This is a genomic window from Comamonas sp. B21-038 (genome assembly GCF_022387135.1).
Taxonomy (GTDB): domain Bacteria; phylum Pseudomonadota; class Gammaproteobacteria; order Burkholderiales; family Burkholderiaceae_C; genus Comamonas; species Comamonas sediminis.
The window spans coordinates 814,685-832,665 of sequence record NZ_CP092462.1 but is presented as its reverse complement, the minus strand read 5'-3'; the positions used below and the strand labels follow the sequence as shown (position 1 = coordinate 832,665).

The 17,981-nt window shown below is 64.4% G+C and carries 15 protein-coding genes and 1 pseudogene; 10 read left to right on the top strand and 6 right to left on the bottom strand.

The window, feature by feature from the left end; all coding sequences use genetic code 11:
• Positions 1 to 51 precede the first annotated feature (51 nt).
• Complete coding sequence (locus MJ205_RS03810; protein ID WP_239811259.1) at positions 52 to 1,017, top strand: TauD/TfdA dioxygenase family protein; 966 nt, start codon at positions 52 to 54, stop codon at positions 1,015 to 1,017.
• Between the two features lie 144 nt (positions 1,018 to 1,161).
• Here MJ205_RS03810 and MJ205_RS03805 read toward each other — a convergent pair whose 3' ends face one another.
• Both MJ205_RS03805 and MJ205_RS03800 read right to left on the bottom strand, forming a co-directional pair.
• Positions 1,162 to 1,566 (bottom strand): DUF4440 domain-containing protein, encoded by a 405-nt coding sequence (locus MJ205_RS03805; RefSeq protein WP_239811258.1) that lies wholly within the window; start codon positions 1,564 to 1,566, stop codon positions 1,162 to 1,164.
• Positions 1,559 to 2,914: an MFS transporter gene (locus MJ205_RS03800; RefSeq protein ID WP_239811257.1), complete on the bottom strand. Its 1,356-nt coding sequence runs from the start codon at positions 2,912 to 2,914 to the stop codon at positions 1,559 to 1,561. Before MJ205_RS03800 ends, MJ205_RS03805 begins: the two co-directional genes overlap by 8 nt.
• An 89-nt stretch (positions 2,915 to 3,003) precedes the next feature.
• On the opposite strand from MJ205_RS03800, the gene MJ205_RS03795 reads away from it, so the two are divergent.
• Entirely contained in the window at positions 3,004 to 3,918 is a 915-nt protein-coding gene (locus MJ205_RS03795) for a LysR family transcriptional regulator (RefSeq protein WP_239811256.1), read from the top strand.
• An 87-nt stretch (positions 3,919 to 4,005) separates the two neighbouring features.
• On the opposite strand, the gene MJ205_RS03790 is transcribed toward MJ205_RS03795, so the two are convergent.
• Complete coding sequence (locus MJ205_RS03790) at positions 4,006 to 6,438, bottom strand: TonB-dependent siderophore receptor (protein WP_239811255.1); 2,433 nt, start codon at positions 6,436 to 6,438, stop codon at positions 4,006 to 4,008.
• 415 nt (positions 6,439 to 6,853) lie between these two features.
• On the opposite strand from MJ205_RS03790, the gene MJ205_RS03785 reads away from it, so the two are divergent.
• Together MJ205_RS03785 and MJ205_RS03780 are read left to right on the top strand one after the other, a co-directional pair.
• Positions 6,854 to 7,219: a VOC family protein gene (locus MJ205_RS03785; protein ID WP_239811254.1), complete on the top strand. Its 366-nt coding sequence runs from the start codon at positions 6,854 to 6,856 to the stop codon at positions 7,217 to 7,219.
• A gap of 80 nt (positions 7,220 to 7,299) precedes the next feature.
• Positions 7,300 to 7,875 (top strand): annotated as a pseudogene (locus tag MJ205_RS03780) (ATP-binding cassette domain-containing protein); the annotation flags it as partial.
• 43 nt (positions 7,876 to 7,918) lie between these two features.
• Here MJ205_RS03780 and MJ205_RS03775 read toward each other — a convergent pair.
• Together MJ205_RS03775 and MJ205_RS03770 are read right to left on the bottom strand one after the other, a co-directional pair.
• Positions 7,919 to 8,953 carry a linear amide C-N hydrolase gene (locus tag MJ205_RS03775; protein WP_239812656.1) on the bottom strand — a complete coding sequence of 345 codons (1,035 nt, stop codon included), beginning with the start codon at positions 8,951 to 8,953 and terminating at the stop codon, positions 7,919 to 7,921.
• Positions 8,954 to 9,092: 139 nt separating this feature from the next.
• Entirely contained in the window at positions 9,093 to 9,491 is a 399-nt protein-coding gene (locus MJ205_RS03770; RefSeq protein ID WP_239811252.1) for a hypothetical protein, read from the bottom strand.
• 647 nt (positions 9,492 to 10,138) lie between these two features.
• Here MJ205_RS03770 and MJ205_RS03765 point away from each other — a divergent pair.
• Genes MJ205_RS03765 through MJ205_RS03755 form a run of 3 tightly spaced genes read left to right on the top strand, consistent with a single transcriptional unit; the run spans position 10,139 to position 13,843 of the window.
• A complete protein-coding gene (locus tag MJ205_RS03765) occupies positions 10,139 to 12,502 on the top strand; it encodes a TonB-dependent hemoglobin/transferrin/lactoferrin family receptor (protein ID WP_239811251.1) in 2,364 nt (787 codons plus the stop codon).
• 30 nt (positions 12,503 to 12,532) lie between these two features.
• On the top strand, positions 12,533 to 13,048 hold the full coding sequence (locus tag MJ205_RS03760; RefSeq protein ID WP_239811250.1) for an EF-hand domain-containing protein: 516 nt from the start codon (positions 12,533 to 12,535) through the stop codon (positions 13,046 to 13,048).
• Positions 13,049 to 13,051: 3 nt separating this feature from the next.
• On the top strand, positions 13,052 to 13,843 hold the full coding sequence (locus MJ205_RS03755; protein ID WP_239811249.1) for a DUF4198 domain-containing protein: 792 nt from the start codon (positions 13,052 to 13,054) through the stop codon (positions 13,841 to 13,843).
• 85 nt (positions 13,844 to 13,928) lie between these two features.
• Here MJ205_RS03755 and MJ205_RS03750 read toward each other — a convergent pair whose 3' ends face one another.
• Positions 13,929 to 14,849, bottom strand: coding sequence for a LysR family transcriptional regulator (locus tag MJ205_RS03750; RefSeq protein ID WP_239811248.1), 921 nt, complete (start codon positions 14,847 to 14,849; stop codon positions 13,929 to 13,931).
• A gap of 97 nt (positions 14,850 to 14,946) precedes the next feature.
• Here MJ205_RS03750 and leuC point away from each other — a divergent pair, with 97 nt between their 5' ends.
• Genes leuC through MJ205_RS03735 form a run of 3 tightly spaced genes read left to right on the top strand, consistent with a single transcriptional unit; the run spans position 14,947 to position 17,916 of the window.
• Positions 14,947 to 16,362 carry a 3-isopropylmalate dehydratase large subunit gene (leuC, locus tag MJ205_RS03745; RefSeq protein WP_239811247.1) on the top strand — a complete coding sequence of 472 codons (1,416 nt, stop codon included), beginning with the start codon at positions 14,947 to 14,949 and terminating at the stop codon, positions 16,360 to 16,362.
• The gene (leuD, locus tag MJ205_RS03740) at positions 16,355 to 17,038 is read left to right on the top strand and encodes a 3-isopropylmalate dehydratase small subunit (protein WP_239811246.1); all 684 of its coding nucleotides are present in this window, start codon (positions 16,355 to 16,357) and stop codon (positions 17,036 to 17,038) included. Before leuC ends, leuD begins: the two co-directional genes overlap by 8 nt.
• Positions 17,038 to 17,916: an alpha/beta fold hydrolase gene (locus tag MJ205_RS03735; protein ID WP_239811245.1), complete on the top strand. Its 879-nt coding sequence runs from the start codon at positions 17,038 to 17,040 to the stop codon at positions 17,914 to 17,916. Before leuD ends, MJ205_RS03735 begins: the two co-directional genes overlap by 1 nt.
• The last annotated feature ends 65 nt before the right edge of the window (positions 17,917 to 17,981 follow it).

Here is a 17,981-nt window from a genome sequence, read left to right as displayed (position 1 = left end):
TTGTCATTGCCATCGCTTCATCCCAGCCACTACCACCTAGAGAGAATCAAGATGAACGCTCGCACACCCACCGCCTCGTCTGCGGTGGACACCAGCATTGGCAACCTGCAGATCCGACGTGTCGCGGGCACCCTCGGCGGCGAGGTGCAGAACATCCAACTCTCACCCGATCTGCCGGAGCAGACCATTGCCGACCTGACCCGCGCGCTGGTGACATACAAGGTGCTCTTCTTCCGTGGCCAGGGCCATCTCGATGACGCGTCCCACCAGGCTTTCGGCGCGCGTCTGGGCAAGACCGTCGCCCACCCCACCGTGCCTGCGCCATCAGGCACCAAGATCTTCGAACTCGATGCCTCCAAGGGTGGTGGCCGCGCGGACTCCTGGCACACCGATGTCACTTTCCTTGACGCCTTTCCCAAATACTCGGTGCTGCGCGGCGTGGTCATTCCGCCCTACGGCGGCGACACGGTGTGGGCCGACACCACGGCGGCCTACCGCAATTTACCGCCCCAGCTCAAGGCCCTCGCCGACAGCCTCTGGGCGCTGCACAGCAACGACTACGACTACGGCGCCGAACGCACACAGGTGGACAGCAGCCGCCTCGACCACCAAACCAAGGTGTTCACCTCCGCCATCTATGAAACCGAGCACCCCATCGTCCACGTGCACCCGGTATCGGGCGAACGCGGCTTGCTGCTCGGGCATTTCGTGCGCCGCATCCTGGGCGTCACCGGCAGCGAATCCGCCCGCATCTTCGAGCTGCTGCAAAACCGCGTGACGCGCCTGGAAAACACTGTTCGCTGGTCATGGCAGCAAGACGACGTCGCCATCTGGGACAACCGCTCCACCCAGCATTTCGCCATCAACGACTACGGCGACCAACCCCGCATCGTGCGCAGAGTCACCGTCCATGGCGACCCGGCGGTCTCCATCGATGGGCAGCACAGCCGCACCATTCGCCGCCCAGAGGCCTCCAGCCAGGAGACCCTGGACCGGCTGATTGCGACAACCGCCTAGTGCACCATGGCCGCCTGCGCGATGCACGGGTCGGCAGCGCCACGTCCATCCATGCCGAGCGATCTCGGGTGGCGATGCGGCTGCAGCGGATGAAGTAAGCACCGGCGCGCGTCATCGCGGCACGCCGATGCCGCGCGCCTGGCATCAACGGCTCAAGGCCGTTTCATGCAGGTAGTGCCAGCGTACGTCACCATCGGCGCAGTCCACAATCGCCGTCGCCCAGCGCGCCGTGGCGCTGCCGTTCAGATGGTGGGTCTCCTTGTAGCGCAGCGCCACGCTGCTGGCGGCTTGCCAGACAGTGGCCACCTCGCTGATCTCAATGCGCAGCCCGGGCCGGCCGCCAGCGGCCTGCTGGAACATCGCAGCCACCTGCGGCAGCTGCACCACGGCACCCGCAGTGGTCACCATGCTGAAGCCTTCGGCAAACACGGGCATCAGCTGGCCCATGGCGGCCCGCGCCATGCCCGGCTCGCCGGCAAAAATGGTCTGGATCAGTTCGTGCACTGCGTGGACGCTGCGCTCGGCAGCCTGGGTGTAGGTCTTATCCATGGTGGGTATTTTCTGCAGGCAAGCTGCGCAGTTGAAGAAGAGGAAGCAAGCCCAGCAAGGCGGCGATGGCAAATGTGAGATGGTAGGCCTGGGGCGCCGGCCAGTGCTGGGCGAGCCCATTGAAAAGCATCAGCAGCAGTGCCGCCCCCACGCTGAAGGCCATTTGGCGGTTGATGTTCCACAGCACGCTGGCCTTGTGGGTCTGGGCGCCGTCAAAATCCATCAGCGCCGTGGTCTGCGCGGTGTTGGCGCCCAACCCGCCACCCATGCCCATCAGCGCATAGGCCAGGATGAGGACCGGCAGATCCAGATTGGAATCGACCACTGCCAGCGCTGCAATGCCCAGGCTGTGCAGCAGCATCGCCAGCAGAAACAAGCGCCCTGCCCCCACCCGGTTGTATAGGCGCCCGCACAGCAGCATGGTTGCCAGGGCCCCAGCGGCATACACCACCATGAAGCGCCCCGTTTGCGCGGCCCCCAGGTGGAGCAGGTCTTGCAGATAAAAGATATTGAGCAGGTTCACCCCGGTAAAAACGCCGGGGATCGCGTAGTACACCCAGATCGACAGCGCGAGACGGGGACTTTTGAGCAAACGCACATCCACAATGGCATCGGCCACCTGGCGGAAATGCCGGGCATAGAGGTAGGCAAACCCCAGCGCAGTCCCCAAACAAGCCAGCGCCACCACACCGGCTTGGCCGGCACCATAGAGCGACATGCCCAGCAGGGCACTGGCCAGCGCGGCGATGATCAGCAGCAGGCCAGGCAGGTCCGGCCTTGCCTGCGCTGGCGAGGGCTCGTCGCGCAGCCACAGCCAGGACAACGCAGCAGCAGCCAGCGCCAGCGGAATGTTGGCATGAAAGACCCAGCGCCAGGACGCCTGGTCCACGATCCAGCCGCCCAGGCCGGGAGACAGTGCAGGCGCCAGCAGCGCCACCGCCATGACCAGGGTTGAGATACGGGCCCGCTCGCTGCCTTGGAAGCGGTTGAAGGTCATCGCCTGGCCGACGGGGATCAGCAGGCCGCCCGCCATGCCTTGCACGAAGCGCCAGCCCACCATCTGGCCAAAACTGCTGGCCTCGCCGCATACCCAAACGGCCACTGCAAAGACCAGCATCGATGCGGCCAGCAAGCGCCGGGCGCCCCAGCGGCTGGCCAGCCAGGGGCTGAGCGGAATGACCAGGGTCAGCCCCAGAATGTAGGCGTTCGCCACCCAGGCGCTGGCAGCGCTGCCGATCTCGAACGCAGCGGCCATGCGCGGCAAGGCCACGGCAGGCATGAAGATGTTGATGCAGTCAATGAAAAATCCCAGCAGGAACACGGTGGCAATGCGGTAGCGGTACGTCATCTTGGATCCCTTTGGCCCAGCATGGTAGGCAGCGCTGCGCAGCCCGTCGATACCGCTATGCTTGAATCTTTGTTTGGCCAGATTGAACAATGAACCGCATCGCCCTCTCCACCCAGCTCCACCGCGTGCAGACCTTTCTAGCCGTTGTCGAGCTGGGCTCATTCACCAAGGCGGCTGATTACCTGTCCATCAGCAAGGCCATGGCCAGCCTGCATGTCAAAGCGCTGGAAGAGGTTCTGGCGGTAACGCTGCTGCTGCGCAGCACGCGCAGCATTGCGCTGACCGAAGCGGGCCAGGACTTCTACGATGCGTTCAAGGAGCTGGTCGGCCAGCTGGAAGACAAGTTTGACAGGGCCATGCAGGGGCGCAAGCGGATCGCCGGCACCCTGCGCCTGAGCACCACCGGCGAATACGGCGAGCGCTTCATCCTGCCGCTGGTGGCCAAGTTTGCGCAGCAGTACCCGGCCCTCTCCATCCGCTACGACACCAACTCTTCGCTCAGCGACCTGATTGCCGAAAAGCTCGACCTGGTGGTGCGCCTGGGCAGCCTGGCCGATTCCGATTTCAAAAGCCGCAAACTGGACGACTACGACATCCTGCTCGTCGCCTCGCCCGCGTTGCTCAAAAAACATCCCGTGCGGCAGCCCGCGGATCTGGCCCAACTCCCCTGGATCGCCAACAGCAACCTCCAAAGCCCCACGCACTGGACCCTGCGCGGCCCCCAGAACAAGACCTCCGAGGTCAAAGGCAGCGCCGCCCACCAGGCCAACACCTCCGCCGCCATCCGCCTGATGGCGCTGTCGTCGATGGGCGTTGCGGTGCTGCCGGCCTGGTTGATTGAGCAGGACCTGCACAGCGGCGCATTGCAGCAGCTGCTGCCAGGCTACAGCCTGCCCCGCCAGTCGATCAGCGTCGTCTTCCCCAACAGCAGCCACCTGCCGCCCAAGACCCGCGCCTTTATCGACTTTCTCAGCAAGCACCTGGGACAGCGGCGCACAGGCTAGGCCAGTCGCACCTGCGCATGTCGGCGCCAAGAAAAATGCACCACCGGCCCTTCCAGACCGTGGCGCATCGCTTGAAAACAGCAGCGCTTAGAACTTGTACTTCAAGCTCACGTTCACGGTCCGTGGCTCGCCCCAGGTGTAGGTGCTGTACCAGCTAAAGATGGTGTAGTACTTCTTGTCAAACAGGTTCTTGACGCTGAGCGAGGCGGAGAGCTGTTTGTTGAAGTCGTAACGGGCCATGGCGTCCCAGACCCAGTAATTGGGCACGGTGTGCACGGCATTGCCGCCGGTGGGCACGCTGATGGTGCCCCAGGTCTTGTCCTGCCAGCGGGCGCCGCCGCCAACGGTCAGACCGCTCAGGCTGCCCGCCATTTTGTAGCTGGTGTACAGGTTGAACTGGTTGGAGGGCGTGAGGGTAGAGACGCGCTCGCCATCCTTGCGGGCAATACTGTGTGAGTAGCCGGCCTGGATCTGCCAGGCAGGGGTGATCTGGCCGGAGACCTCGGCTTCCCAGCCTCGGGTTTTCACGCCTTGGATGGCACGGTAAGCCGGGTTGCCGCTGGGAGTAATGCCCCCGCTCTCCACGGCAAAGTTGTCCTGCAAGGTCTGGAAGATGGCGGCGCTGGCATTAAGGCGGCCACCCAGGAACGAGGCCTTGGCGCCCAGCTCATAGTTCTTGCCTTCCAGCGGATCCAGGGTGCGGCCCTGCTCGGTCTGGTAGGACTGTGGTTTGAAAATGCCGCTGTAGCTGGCATAGACCGAGTAGTTCTGGTTCAGGTCATACACGGCGCCCAGGTAGGGAGTGAAGACATTCTTCTCCTTTTGCTCCTGCACCCGGTTCTTGTAGTTGGACAAGCGCCCGCCGGTGATGAGCTTCAGGTCGTCACGCAGGTTCCACCGGGCCGTTGTGTAGATGCCGCTCTCGTAGGTGCTCTCGTCATTGCTGTAATCCGGCGTGCTGTTCCAGACCGGTGCGGGCACCTTGCCATTCCACTGGTAGTAGTTGCTGACCGAGCCATCAAAGCCGCTGTTGTCGTTGTAGTAGCCATCGTTCTTCCAACGGCTTTTGGCCAGGCTGCCACCCACCACCAGCTCGTGGCTGCGCCCCAGCAGCGAAAACGGGCCGCTGGCGTACAGGTCCGCCGCATCGCTGGTGGTGCGGCCAATGTACTGGCCCCGCCACAGGCTCACGCCGGTGCCAGTCACCGGATCAGGGTTGCCGCCCGCTGCTGCGCCCAGGTTGGCGTTGTAGCCATTGATCTGGTGGTTGAGCTGCAGCTTGGTCACCCAACCGCTGTCAAAGTTGTGCTCCAGGGTGGCAAAGGCAGTGCGCGTGTACTGGTCCCAATGGCTCCAGTCGGCACCGTTGTTGAACGAGCGCGGCATGGCGTTGAAGTTACCCTTGGCATCGAGCAAGGGGATGCCGCCCCAGGTCGATGCGGTGGGCTTGTTGTCCTGGCGGTCGGCGCCCACTGTCAGCAGGGTTTGGGGCGTCAGGTCCATCTCGACGATGCCGTACAGCACGCCCGTCTTGCGCTCATAGCGGTCCAGTTGCGAATGCTTGTCCTGGTAGCTGGCTACGCCGCGCGCGCGGATGCTGCCGCTGTCGTTGAGCGCGCCGCTGATGTCCAGCTCACCCCGGTAATTCTGGTAGCTGCCCGCGCTGATCGTGGCATGGCCGCTGAATTCCTTGGTCGGCTTTTTGCGCACCAGATTGATGGTGGCGCCTGGGTCACCGCTGCCGGTAAGCAGGCCGGTAGCGCCCTTGAGCACTTCCACGCGGTCGTAGATGGCCATATCTGTGAGCGTATTGCCGGCGGAGTAGGCCGAGTTGCGCGACATCGGGATGCCGTCGTACTGGAAGTTCTGGATCGCAAAGCCGCGCGCATAGTACTCCGTGCGCTCGCTGTCATAGGTCACGATGCTCACGCCCGGCGTGTGGTTGATCACATCGTCGATGGAATGGAGCTGGAAATCGTCCATCACCTGGCGGGTGACAACGCTGACGGACTGTGGCGTCTCGCGCGGCGTCAGCACCAGGCGGGTCGCCGTCGCAATCGCCCCCGGCGTGTACGAGCCCGAGCCCTCGGTGATCTCGCCCAGCTGGTTGGTGCGCACCGTCACCTCTGACAGCGTGACTTCGGACCCCGTTGCGGGTGCTGCCGATGGTGCGGCCACAGCGGCTGCGGCCTGCGCTGGGGCGGTAGCCTGCACTGTCAGCACGCCCCCCTCCACCCGTCCTTGCAAGCCCGATCCTTGCAGCAGCATATTCAAGGCCTGCGACACCTCCTGCACGCCTTGTAGCGCCGGCGCCTGGCGGCCCTGCGCGGCATCGGGTGCAGCTGAAAAGCTGAGGTTCGCCTGGCGGGCTAACTGCGCCAGCGCGCTGGCCAGCGGTTGTGCAGGAATATCAAAGCTGGCGGTTTGCGCCATCGATGCCTGCAGGTGCAAGGCCAGACCCAGGCAGACAGCCGCATGCGCCAGCGCGGTGTGGCGCGGCTTGAAAGTGAATGAAGACATGAAAGATGCTCTCGTCCGATAAGTAGCAATGACGGGACGAGACAGCGCCGCTTATCGCGTGCTGCACGCTGAAAGCAAGCCACCAGGGCTAAGCGCATGCGGCGCTGTCACCGTCCGATGGATTTCTGCGTGGATGGCGTGGGCTGGTCAGCGCCGGAAATCCTCAAAGCCTTGCAGCCGCCAACCCGCTTGGATCATGGGTGGCAACCTGCAAAAGGCGGTCCCCATGGTACTTATCAAATACGAATCAGTCTCATACTCAATATTATTTTGTACCTTATTAGCAACAGTTATGTGACCCTGCGGGCCGTTCCCATCGTTGATGCGCGGAGCAGCGCCGCTGCCTAGCAAGCGCCAGCCACCGTGTGCTGACAATGCAAGCGCCCCAGCGATGCCGCTGCCATAATGGCCCGCCATGACCATCGCGCTCACCACCCTGCTCATCTACGCCAAAGACATGCAACGCACGGCGCGCTTTTATGTCGAGCATTTTGGCTATGCCTCTGACTGCAAGGTGGTCGATGGCCTGATCAGCCTCCAGCCTCTGCACGGCGGCGCGGAGATCCTGATCCACCAGGCCGCCAAGAGCCTGAAGTTTGGCTCTGCAGTGCTCAAGCTCAGCTTTAGCGTGGCAGACGTTGAGCAGTTTGTGGCCCAGGCCGCTGCCAAGGGGCTGGCATTTGGCAGCCTGCACCAGGCCCATGGCTATGCCTTCGCTAACACCAAGGACCCGGATGGCAACGCGATCAGCGTGTCGAGCCGCCAGTACCGGACCATTTGAGTACAAGCGACCGGCATCGTGACCGGCAAGCTGCGCTATTCCAGGCCAAGGGTTTGGCTAGAATCCCCCCTCTTTGCCCGCGAGCAGCACAGCGGGCCACAACCGGGCAAAGGATGGAGATGCGCTATCTGGTGGTAGGCACAAGTGGTGCAGGCAAATCAACCCTTGCCCAGGCGCTGGCAGGCCTGACGGCGTCCCGCTATATCGAGCTGGACGCGCTGTACTGGGGACCGGACTGGCAGGCCGTGCCGACGGAGCAATTCCGGCAGCGGGTGGCGCAGGCCACGCAAGGCGAGCGCTGGGTGGCCGATGGCAACTACAGCGATGTGCGCGATATCCTCTGGCCGCAAGCCACCCATGTCGTGTGGCTCAACTACAGCCGCTTCACGGTTTTCTCGCGCCTGCTCTGGCGCACGCTCCGGCACAGCATCACGCGCCAGCGCCTGTCGCACGGCAACCGGGAGTCGCTGGCGATGGCCTTGTTCTCCAAGGATTCCATCCTGCTGTGGGCCTGGACCACCTATGCCAACAACCAGCGCAAGTTTGCGGCGCTGCGCAATGATGCGCAGTTTGCGCATCTGCAATGGCTGGAGATCCGCAAGCCTTCAGAGACCGCACAGCTGCTCCAGGCCATCGCGGCACCGCCACGGCGCTGACGCAGCGCGGCATTGGCAAGCGCCGACGCCGCCGCGCACCGCCTTACTGCAACCCCAGGAACTTGAACGGCGCCGAAGGCTGGAAAGCCCCGGTCGCATCGCCGGCAAACGCATGGTTCTGGTTGGGGCCCAGATCCAGCTTCAGCACCTTGCCGGTGTCGCGGCTGAAGTTCAGTGCCTTCAGGTCCACCCAGAAGGTATTGGGTGTCAGCGCCGATTCAAAGAAGTAGAGCTTGCGCTTGTGGTCGAAGACCGTGCGCCAGCGCGTCGATGAGATATTGGGCTGGTCCGGGGTCGTGATGCCATAGGGCACGGAGACATTGCGGATCACGCTGAACACGCTGGCCAGCGCCTTGTTGGGCTCCTGGTCCTGGGGCACGGCATTGACGTAGAAGGAGGCGCGCGCAAAACGGTCGGCAGCGCGGTTGGTGCCGGGCAGCATGACGGTGCCGCCAATCTGTTTCCAGTAGCTGTTCAGCGCCAGCTGTTCGTCAAAGGTGGGCGAGTTGGTCATCACCTGGTAGCTGCGGCTGTGGTGGATGACCTGGCGGCCGCCGATGTACTCGACGATGGCGCTGTCGCCACTGGCGTCCGACATCGACAGGTGCAAGGTGGTGAGCCGGTCTTCGCCGGGCACGTTGTCCGAGACGATGGTGAAGGGCTGCTGCTCCAGCGCCTTGACGGCCTCGGCCACGGTCGCAAAGTTGTCGAGCACATACTGCGCCCAGGCGGCAATCGTCAGGCCGGGCTTGCTCTTGTCATTAAACGGGGGGTACTGCGACTCGGCCAGCCACAGCAGGTTGGCGCTCAGCCCCGCCTCGTTGACGCCATCGGTGGTCGAGACGTCATAACCCGAGGTCACCAGGCTGCCGTAGCGCGAGGTCCAGCGCAGCGAGTTGGGCCCCGCCTGGCCCGTGCGTTCCATGCCGCGTGGCAAGACCCAGAGGTTGCTGGTGATGTCGTTTTTCCAGTCCATCGAGCGCGCTGTGATGACCTGGTCGTTCGCACCCAGGTAGACCACCCGCGTGCAGGCGATGGCGCTGCTGATGCTGCTGATGCCCAGCACGCCCGCCAACATGGCCGCAGCCAGCTTGCGCGCAGTCGGCCGATTCATCTTGTTCGTCATTGGTCTCTCCCTCCCATCGCCAGATGGGCTCTGTCAGACAAGCCAGCGGGCCGCGCCTGCCGCACCGGGCAGGGGCGACCCGGCTGCGTGTTTACTGGGCGCTGGCCTTCCAGGTGCCGTCGGCCTGTTTGCAGAACCAGAACTGCCACTCCTCTTTGCGCTTGCCGGTGGGCCGGCTGGCTTCCACATTCAGCAGGCGGCAGGTATCGGCCTTCTGGGTCTGGCTGGTTTGCAGCGGGGTCAGCGCCATTTGCACCTGGCGCTGGCGCGGGCCGTGGCTGCTGGTCCATTGCGTAGTGCTTTTGTCAGCGGCATGGTTCAGCACATCGCCCACCGCCTTGCGCAGCGCGGGCACATCCTTGGCGGGAACGCTGGCGGTGATGGTCTGGTTCAGAAACGTCAGCGGCGCGGCAGAAGCGGCACAGGCCAGCCCCCCCAGAACGGTGGCCAGCACGAGGGCGGACAGGGGGCGAGCAGCGGGCTTTTTCATGGTGGCATATCCTCTCATTGAATTTCTCGGTGCGGTCCTGCGCGGCTGGGCAGGCCTGCACAGCGAGCGTCCTCGGGACCGCGTTATCAGCGAGATGATCATATTCCATATAGCCTGATCCACCCACCCAATGAAGGCGATGAGGGCGTTCAGCAGCGCTGCCAGGTCCCCCGCCGGATCCCGCCCTGCGCTGCAAACACATCAATGACTCGCGGGCCTGGGCGGTAGCGCGGCAAGGCAGTTTCACCAGAGTGGCCGGGCATCGCAAGTGCCGCTGCCGGTGCCCAGCGGCTGCGGAGTGGTCAGGCCAAACGGGGGCAGGTGCCGGGACACTGCCGGTTCCCTCTGCTGGGACCAGCTCAGCAGGTCCACTACCCGCACCGGCACTGCTTGAGGTCTGCGACGCGCGTGGGCGGGATGCAGGGCGTTAGCAGCAGCGCTGACCCCGTCCATGCCACCGCAGCACGAGGCTTGCCAACAAGGCGATGCCAAGAAACAACGCAAATGATAATCATTTTCATATAAAATGGCATTTTTCAGGCGCCAGCAATAACAACACCTTGCCTTGAGCCTGCATCCTCCGCATGCAGCACGGGTCAGTAGCCAGCAGTCTTTCCTTCCCCTTTTGCATTAACTGGCTGGACCCTATGGCTTCTCGCACCTCTGACAAGGCGCAGCGCATGGCTGCGCGCGCCACTTCCACTTTCCAACCCCGTTGCCTGGCCGCCGCCGTGGCCGCGCTGGTATCCAGCGGTGCCTGGGGGCAGCAGACCGCGCCGGAGCCGGCTGTGCCACTGGCACAGACGGAATCGACGATGCCGCAAGTCACGGTGCAGGGCAAGGCAGAAAAGGCCCCCGGCACGATCACCGTGATCAGCAGCGAGGAGCTGGAAAAAGCAAACAGCATGGCCGACATCTCGCGCTACCAGCCGCTGGTGTCGGCCCCCGGCACGGCATCGGGCACCAGCCGCAACCGCAGCAGCTTTGACCGCTCGGGCACCACCGGCTACAACATTCGCGGTATCGAAGGCAACCGCATCGGCATGGATGTGGACGGCATCGAAATGCCCGACGCGAGCACCCGCCCCTATGTCAGCCGCGCCGGCAACAACACCTTTGGCATTGGCCGCGACTTTATCGACCCCGAGATGTTCTCCTCGGTCGGTATCCAGTCGGGCACCACCACAGCCCGGCGCGCCGCTGGCGGCATTGGCGGTGCCGTCAGCTTCAAGACCAAGTCGGCCAGCGACTTTCTGCGCAATGGCAACACCAGCTACTTCGGTGGCAAGCTCGGCTTTGATTCCGCCGACCATTCCTGGAACGAAAGCATCACCGCAGCGGGCAAATCGGGCAGCCTCGACGGCCTGATCGCCTTCTCGCGCCGCGATGGCAAGGAGACGCAGAACAACAGCGCGCTGGGCATCAAGGCATCGCCGGAAGACTGGCATTCCAACGCGCTGCTGATGAAGGGCGGCCTGCAGATCGATGCCGAGAACCGCATGGAGCTGTCTGCCGACCTGTACCGGCGCAGCAACCAGAACCAGTTCTATGGCTGGAGCAGCGACAACAGCACCATCACGCAAAACAATAGGCAGGACAGCGACACCAGCCGCAACACGCTGCAGCTGTCGCACCTGTGGACGCCCACCAACGCCGTGGTGGACCAGTTGGACACGCGCCTGTTCTTCCAGAACACCGATACCGAAGACGTGACCGACACCACCACGTTGGCGGGCGGCGCCACCACGCGCAACCTGTCGCAAAACAAGACCAAGGCCTGGGGCCTGTCGACGACCGGCGACAAGCACATCGGCCGCCATCGCATCAGCTTCGGCTTCAATGCACAGGCGCAGAGCCAGGAGCGCCCCTGGAACGTGCCGGGCTACATGAAGCCACAGCCCGACACCGACACTACGCGCCTGGGTGCCTTCATCCAGGATGACATCGGTTTTGACGTCGGCGGCAAGCGCCTGGGCGTGATTCCAGCGCTGCGCGTGGACCGGGTCCAGGTGGAGCCCAAGCATCTGGGCGATTTTGCCGAAGGTGCGTTGACCGAAGAGGCCGCCTCCAAGCTGTACAGCAACCTCAGCAGCACCATCTGGAGCCCGAGCCTGGGCCTGACCTATGCGCTGACGCCCCAATTCATCGCCTACGGCCAGTACAAGCGCAGTGGCCGTGCACCGACCGCTGGCGAGGTGTTCGGCTCCTGGAACATGGACCAGAACTATGCCGGCTCCGCCCAGTACGCACTGATCGGCAACAGCAACCTCAAGCAAGAGACCAGCAACGCCTTCGAGATCGGCGTCAAGGGCTCACCGGCGGACGGCGTGCTGTTCAATGCATCGACCTTCTACACGCGCTACAAGGATTTCATCGGCTACACCCGCTACACCCGCGCCAGCGCACCGGACAAGTTCAGCAATGTGCCGGCGCACATCGGCACCATCTACCAGGCCGAGAACCGCGACGAGGCCACGATCTATGGCCTGGAAATGAGCGCCCGCCTGGACCACGGACAGTGGGAACCCGCCGTCAAGGGCCTGTACTCGACCTGGGCGCTGGGCCTGGCCCATGGCAGCTCCAAGTCCTACTATGCCGGTGACAAGGACGTGCCGCTGGATACCATCCAGCCGCGCAAGGCCGTCATCGGCGTGGGCTATGACGCGCCGATGCGCGCCTGGGGCGTGAACATGACCGGCACCTTTGTGGCCGGCAAGCAGGCCCAGGCCACCAACCGCGACAGCTACACCAATGCCGGCAGCAACCTTGCCGACTCCAGCATCGAGCAGTTCCGCGTGCCCGGCTATGCGCTGTTCGACCTGTCGGGCTACTGGCAGATCAACAAGAATGCCCGCCTGAATGTCGGCATCTACAACCTGACGGACAAGCGCTACTGGGATTACGCCAGCAGCCGCAGCCTGCAGCCCTCCGTGGCCAAGGACCAGCGCGACATCCAGCTGCTGACCAACCCGGGCCGCACCTACGCCGTCTCGTTGAACGTCAATTTCTAAGCTCTTCTCCCACCAAGAAAGGACCCCGGCATGAACCGCTTTTCCGCCACCATGGCCGCACTCGCAGCCGCCGCGCTGCTGACGGCCTGCGCCAGCAACGACAGCAAGACCGCAGCCCCCGCCGCTGCTGCCAAGACCGCAGCCCAGGGCCCAGTCGCCCCCGTGGGCGGCCACGGCCACAATGCCTTCATCGGCAGCTATGACGCCAACCGTGACGGCGTCGTCACCCGTGAGGAATACGACACGCTGCGCAAGCAGCGCTTCGTCGCCGCCGACACCAACAACGATGGCTGGCTGAGCGAGGACGAATACGTGGCCGAGTTTGAAGGACGCCTCAAGGCCCAATATGCTGCTGCAGGCAAGAAGCCCGACCAGCAGTACGAAGGCAGCATCAAGCAGGCCCATGTGCGTTTCCACATCCTCGATACCAACAAGGATGGCAAGCTGAGCCTCGAAGAAGAAATCGACATTGCCAACAAGACCTTCAAGAACGCCGACCGCAACGGCGACGGTGTGGTCAACGCAGCCGACATGGCAGGGCAGTAAACCATGCAAGCGCGCCATCTGTTTGCTGCGCTTGCGGCGACGTTCAGCCTGAGCGCTGCCCAGGCCCACATGCCCTTTCTGCTGCCCAGCGTGTTCGATGTGCAGCCCGAATCCACCATCAGTGTGGATGCGGGCTTTGCAGAAAAACTGTTCCTGTCCGAGGTCCAATTTGGCGACACGCCGTTCAGCGTCACCACGCCCTCGGGCACCACGCTGCCCTTTGGCGATGTGCACCAGTTCAAGACCCGCACGGTGGCGGAGCAAAAACTGCCTGACGAGAAAGGTACCTACCGCCTCTCCACTGGCCCGCGTCTGGGCGCCATCTTCCGCAGTTGGGAAGTGAATGGCAAAACCACCGTCGTGCGCGACCCCCAGGCCGCCATGCCCGAGGGTGGCGTGATGAAGCTGCACTACCAGTCGCTGTCGGTCTCCGAGGCCTATGTCACCGCCGGTGCGCCCACCCCCATCAAGCCCTATGGAAAGGGGCTGGAGATCGTGCCCAGCACACACCCCAGCGATGTGTTCGCCGCAGAGAGATTCAACTTTGCGGTGCACTTTGATGGCAAGCCACTGGCAGACCACAAGGTCAGCATCTACCGCTCGCCGATGGACCTGCAAGGCCAGAACAGCGTGGATGAACTCAGCACCGATGCGCAGGGCGACATCAGCTGGACCCCGGGCAAGCCTGGCATCTACATGGCCCTGGTACGCCACCGCGCCCCGGCCCCCGAAGGCGCTGCCGCGCCGACCTATGGCTACAACTACACGCTGACCTTCCGGGTGCTGGCGCAGTAGTGTTGCTCAGGGCTGTGGCACTCGCAGGGCTTGCTCCATCCCGAGCAAGCTCCCCGCAGGGCCATGGCCCGCCTTCCATCACCCATCACCAGTTGGCATCCGCCCTCCCCGGCGGGCGCTGCGGCGCGAACACCTCAACCAGGTGGTCCACCAGCGCCTTGGTCTTCGCGGGCAGATGGGCTCCGCCGTGGAACTGCAGATAGATATCGGCGGGCGGCAGCCGCCAATCCGGCAGCACCGGCAGCAGTTGACCCGCGCGCAGCAGTGGGCCGACCTCCCACTCCGAGCGCATCAGGATGCCGTGCCCCGCCAACGCCCAGGCGGTGGCCGACTCGCCATCGTTGGCGCTCAGCGGCCCCCTCACCTTCACCGTTTCTGTCTGTGTCCCGTTGCGCAGATGCCAGGTGCCAAACGCCTCGTCGCCCTCGCGGATGAAGAGGCAGGCGTGGCGCGTCAGCGCTTGCGGTGACGATGGCGCGCCCCTGTCTTGCAGATAGCCTGGCGAGGCACAAAGCACACGGCGGTTGCGGGCCAGCACCCGGGCTGTCCAGCGCGAATCGGGCATGTCACCCATCCGGATGACCACATCGAAACGGTCCTGAGCGAGATCGGCAGGCCGGTCGCTCAGCTGCAGCTGTACCTCCACCTCTGGATAGCGGCGTGCAAACGTTCCCAGCGCTGGCGCAATATGCCGGCGGCCAAAGCCGAAGGTGGCATTGACCCGCAACAGGCCCTGCGGCACGGCGGCCGCCCCGCCAATGGCGCGCTCCAGCGAGCCCAGCTCGGAGAGCAGACGCGCACCCTCGACCAGGTAGCGCTCGCCCTCAGGCGTCAAGCCCATGCGGCGGGTGGTTCTCTGCATCAGCCGGGCACCGAGCCGGGCTTCGAGCGCCGCCAGGCGCTTGCTGACGGCCGGACCGGTGACACCGAGCTGCTGGGCCGCACTGCGCATGCTGCCCTCTTTGCTGAGCAGCGCAAAAAAGGCGATGTCGGAAAATCCATCCATTCGTAACTCCAGCGACCGAAAGTCGTGCTCTGGCGCGCATTGTATATTTTTCACTCAGCGGTGAGACTTGGAGCCATCAGTACACAGAGCTCCCCACATGCACCGCACCCTTTACCGCAAGCTGGTCGACAGCCATACCGTCGCCCAGCTCGATGCGCAGAACGTCCTGCTGTTCTGCGACCTGCACTTGATGAACGAGTACACCAGCCCGCAGGCCTTTGCCGGCCTGGACGAGCAAGGGCGCCAGGTGCTGATGCCAGGGCAGAACATGGCCGTGGTCAGCCACGTGATTCCGACCGACCCAGGCGTCATCCGCGTCATCCGCGATGCTGCGCCCGCGCTCCAGGCCAGCAACCTGCGCAAGAACTGCGACCAGCATGGCATTCCCCTGTTCGACACCCAGGATGCGCTGCAAGGCATCGAGCACGTGGTGGCGCCTGAGCACGGCATGGTCCGGCCTGGCATGGTGGTCATTTGCGGCGATTCGCACACGACCACCTACGGGGCATTGGGCGCGCTGGGGTTTGGCATCGGCACCTCGGAGGTCGAGCACGTACTGGCCACGCAGACCTTGGTCTACCGGCTCGCCAAGGACATGCGCATCCAGGTCGATGGCCTGCTGCCGCTGGGCACCACCGCCAAGGACCTGATCCTCATGGTCATCGGCCATATCGGCGCCCAGGGCGCGCGGGGCCATGTCATCGAGTTCTGCGGCACCGCATTCGATGCGATGTCGATCGAAGCGCGCTTTACCGTGTGCAATATGGCCGTCGAGGCAGGCGCCCGTGGCGCCTTGATCGCGCCCGACCAGAAGGCCGCAGACTATGTGCTGGCGCGCTCCGCAGACCTGAGCGGCGCCGTACAGCAGGCCGCCCTGCAGCACTGGGCCGGCCTGCGCAGCGATGCAGGCGCGGTGTTTGATGTGGAGCACCGTTTTGATGCCAGCGACGTGCCCCCGCATGTGACCTGGGGCACCAGCCCGGACCAGGTCGCGCCCATTGGTGGCGCGGTTCCTGACCCGGCGATGCAGGCCCCTGGGCCCCTGCGCCGCAGTACCGAGCAGGCACTGCGCTACACCGGGCTCGCAGCAGGTATGCCGCTCGAAGGCATCGCCATCCAGCATGTCTTCATCGGCTCCTGCACCAATGCCCGCATGGAAGACCTGCGGGCCGTGGCCGAGGTGGTGCGCGGGCGGCAGGTGGCCCAGGGGGTCCGTGCGATGGTGGTGCCGGGCTCCGGCGCGGTCAAGCAACAGGCCGAAGCAGAAGGCATCGCCCGCCTGCTGCTGGATGCCGGCTTTGAATGGCGCGAACCGGGCTGCTCCATGTGCCTGGCGATGAACGGCGACATCCTGGCCGATGGTGTGCGCTGCGCCTCCACGACCAATCGCAATTTCGAGGGGCGCCAGGGACGCGGCGCCATCACCCACCTGATGAGCCCTGCGATGGCGGCTGCTGCCGCCATCACCGGCACCATTACCGACGTTCGGCGTCTGGAGACCATGCATGCGTGAGCAACACATCCTGAGCGGCAAGATGGCCCCTCTGGCGATCGAGAACCTGGACACCGACCAGATCATGCCCAAGCAGTTTCTGCACGGCATCGACAAGGCCGGGCTGGACAAGGGCCTGCTGTACGACCTGCGCTTTGACGCCGCAGGCCGCCAGCGCCCCGGCTTTGTGTTGAACCAGCCCGAGCGGGCGGATGTGGAAATCCTGGTGGCCGGTGCCAACTTTGGCTGCGGCTCCAGCCGCGAACACGCGGTATGGGGGCTGCAGCAATACGGTATCCAGGCCATCATCGCACCCAGCTTCGGAGAAATCTTCTACTCCAACGCGATGAACAACCAGTTGCTGCTGGTCATGCTCCCCGAGACGGACATCGCCATGCTGATGGCCGATGCCGGCAGCCTGGAGACCTCACATGTCCATATCGACCTGCAGACCCTCCGGGTCAAGAGCCGGAGCGTGGATGCCGCCTTCAGCCTGTCGGAGCGCCACCACCGCATGCAGCTGGAGCGCAGAGACCTGATCGGCATGTCGCTGACGTACCAGGCCGACATCACGCATTTTGCGCAGCGCCACTGGGCAGCCTATCCTTGGCTCAAAGACGTGGCGCTGCGCACCCGCCAACATCTTGGCGATACGCCACGTACACAGCAACCGGCAAGCTTTGGAGGAAAAGCCTGATGTTCGAGAGTTTTGACACCCGCGATGTGCCCGTCAATGGCACCGTGATTCGTTGCCGCGTCGGGGGCAGCGGCCCCGCACTGCTGCTGCTGCACGGCCACCCGCAGACCCATGTGATGTGGCACCGCGTGGCGCCGGCGCTGGCCGAAACGTTCACCGTCGTCTGCGCCGACCTGCGCGGCTATGGCGACTCTGCCCGCCCCGGGGCCAGCCCGCACAGCGCCGCCTACAGCAAGCGCACGATGGCCCAGGACATGGCCGATCTGATGACCAGCCTGGGCCACCAGCAGTTCCGCCTCACCGCCCATGACCGGGGCGCCCGTGTGGCCCACCGGCTGCTGCTGGACCACCCGGGCCGGGTGCAGCGCGCGATGCTGCTCGATGTAGCGCCGACCCTGGCCATGTACGAGCAAACGACGGAAGCCTTTGCCAAGGCCTACTGGCACTGGTTCTTCCTCATCCAGCCCGCACCGCTGCCGGAGCGGCTGATCGACGCCGACCCCGCCGCCTACATCCGCGATGTGATGGGCCGCCGCCATGCGGGCCTGGCCGCCTTCGCGCCGGAGGCGCTGCAAGAGTACCTGCGCTGCATTGCCATCCCGGGGACCGCCACCGCCATCTGTGAGGACTACCGCGCATCCGCAGGCATCGACCTGGAGCACGACCGGGCCGATAGGGCCAAAGGCCACCAGGTAACGGCCCCGCTGCGCGTGCTCTGGGGCGCCGAAGGCGCCGTGGGGCGCTGCTTCCCGGTGCTGGACCTGTGGCGCGAGGCGGCTACTGACGTCAGCGGCAAGGCGCTCGGCTGCGGCCACTACATTGCCGAGGAGCAGCCGGCCAAGTTGCTCGAGGAGATGCGGGAGTTCTTTGCCGTCTGATGACACATGATGGCGGCGGTTATCGCGAAGCCTGCTGAGGGTAGCCACGGGCCTTTTTTGGCGCA

Coding starts and splice junctions, on each gene's coding strand:
- MJ205_RS03750 (WP_239811248.1), bottom strand. CDS start 14,849: ATGGATGGATTTTCCGACATCGCCTTTTTTGCGCTGCTCAGCAAAGAG.
- MJ205_RS03760 (WP_239811250.1), top strand. CDS start 12,533: ATGAACCGCTTTTCCGCCACCATGGCCGCACTCGCAGCCGCCGCGCTG.
- MJ205_RS03765 (WP_239811251.1), top strand. CDS start 10,139: ATGGCTTCTCGCACCTCTGACAAGGCGCAGCGCATGGCTGCGCGCGCC.
- MJ205_RS03775 (WP_239812656.1), bottom strand. CDS start 8,953: ATGTTGGCGGGCGTGCTGGGCATCAGCAGCATCAGCAGCGCCATCGCC.
- MJ205_RS03735 (WP_239811245.1), top strand. CDS start 17,038: ATGTTCGAGAGTTTTGACACCCGCGATGTGCCCGTCAATGGCACCGTG.
- MJ205_RS03755 (WP_239811249.1), top strand. CDS start 13,052: ATGCAAGCGCGCCATCTGTTTGCTGCGCTTGCGGCGACGTTCAGCCTG.
- MJ205_RS03810 (WP_239811259.1), top strand. CDS start 52: ATGAACGCTCGCACACCCACCGCCTCGTCTGCGGTGGACACCAGCATT.
- MJ205_RS03805 (WP_239811258.1), bottom strand. CDS start 1,566: ATGGATAAGACCTACACCCAGGCTGCCGAGCGCAGCGTCCACGCAGTG.
- MJ205_RS03770 (WP_239811252.1), bottom strand. CDS start 9,491: ATGAAAAAGCCCGCTGCTCGCCCCCTGTCCGCCCTCGTGCTGGCCACC.
- MJ205_RS03795 (WP_239811256.1), top strand. CDS start 3,004: ATGAACCGCATCGCCCTCTCCACCCAGCTCCACCGCGTGCAGACCTTT.
- MJ205_RS03800 (WP_239811257.1), bottom strand. CDS start 2,914: ATGACGTACCGCTACCGCATTGCCACCGTGTTCCTGCTGGGATTTTTC.
- leuC (WP_239811247.1), top strand. CDS start 14,947: ATGCACCGCACCCTTTACCGCAAGCTGGTCGACAGCCATACCGTCGCC.
- leuD (WP_239811246.1), top strand. CDS start 16,355: ATGCGTGAGCAACACATCCTGAGCGGCAAGATGGCCCCTCTGGCGATC.
- MJ205_RS03785 (WP_239811254.1), top strand. CDS start 6,854: ATGACCATCGCGCTCACCACCCTGCTCATCTACGCCAAAGACATGCAA.
- MJ205_RS03790 (WP_239811255.1), bottom strand. CDS start 6,438: ATGTCTTCATTCACTTTCAAGCCGCGCCACACCGCGCTGGCGCATGCG.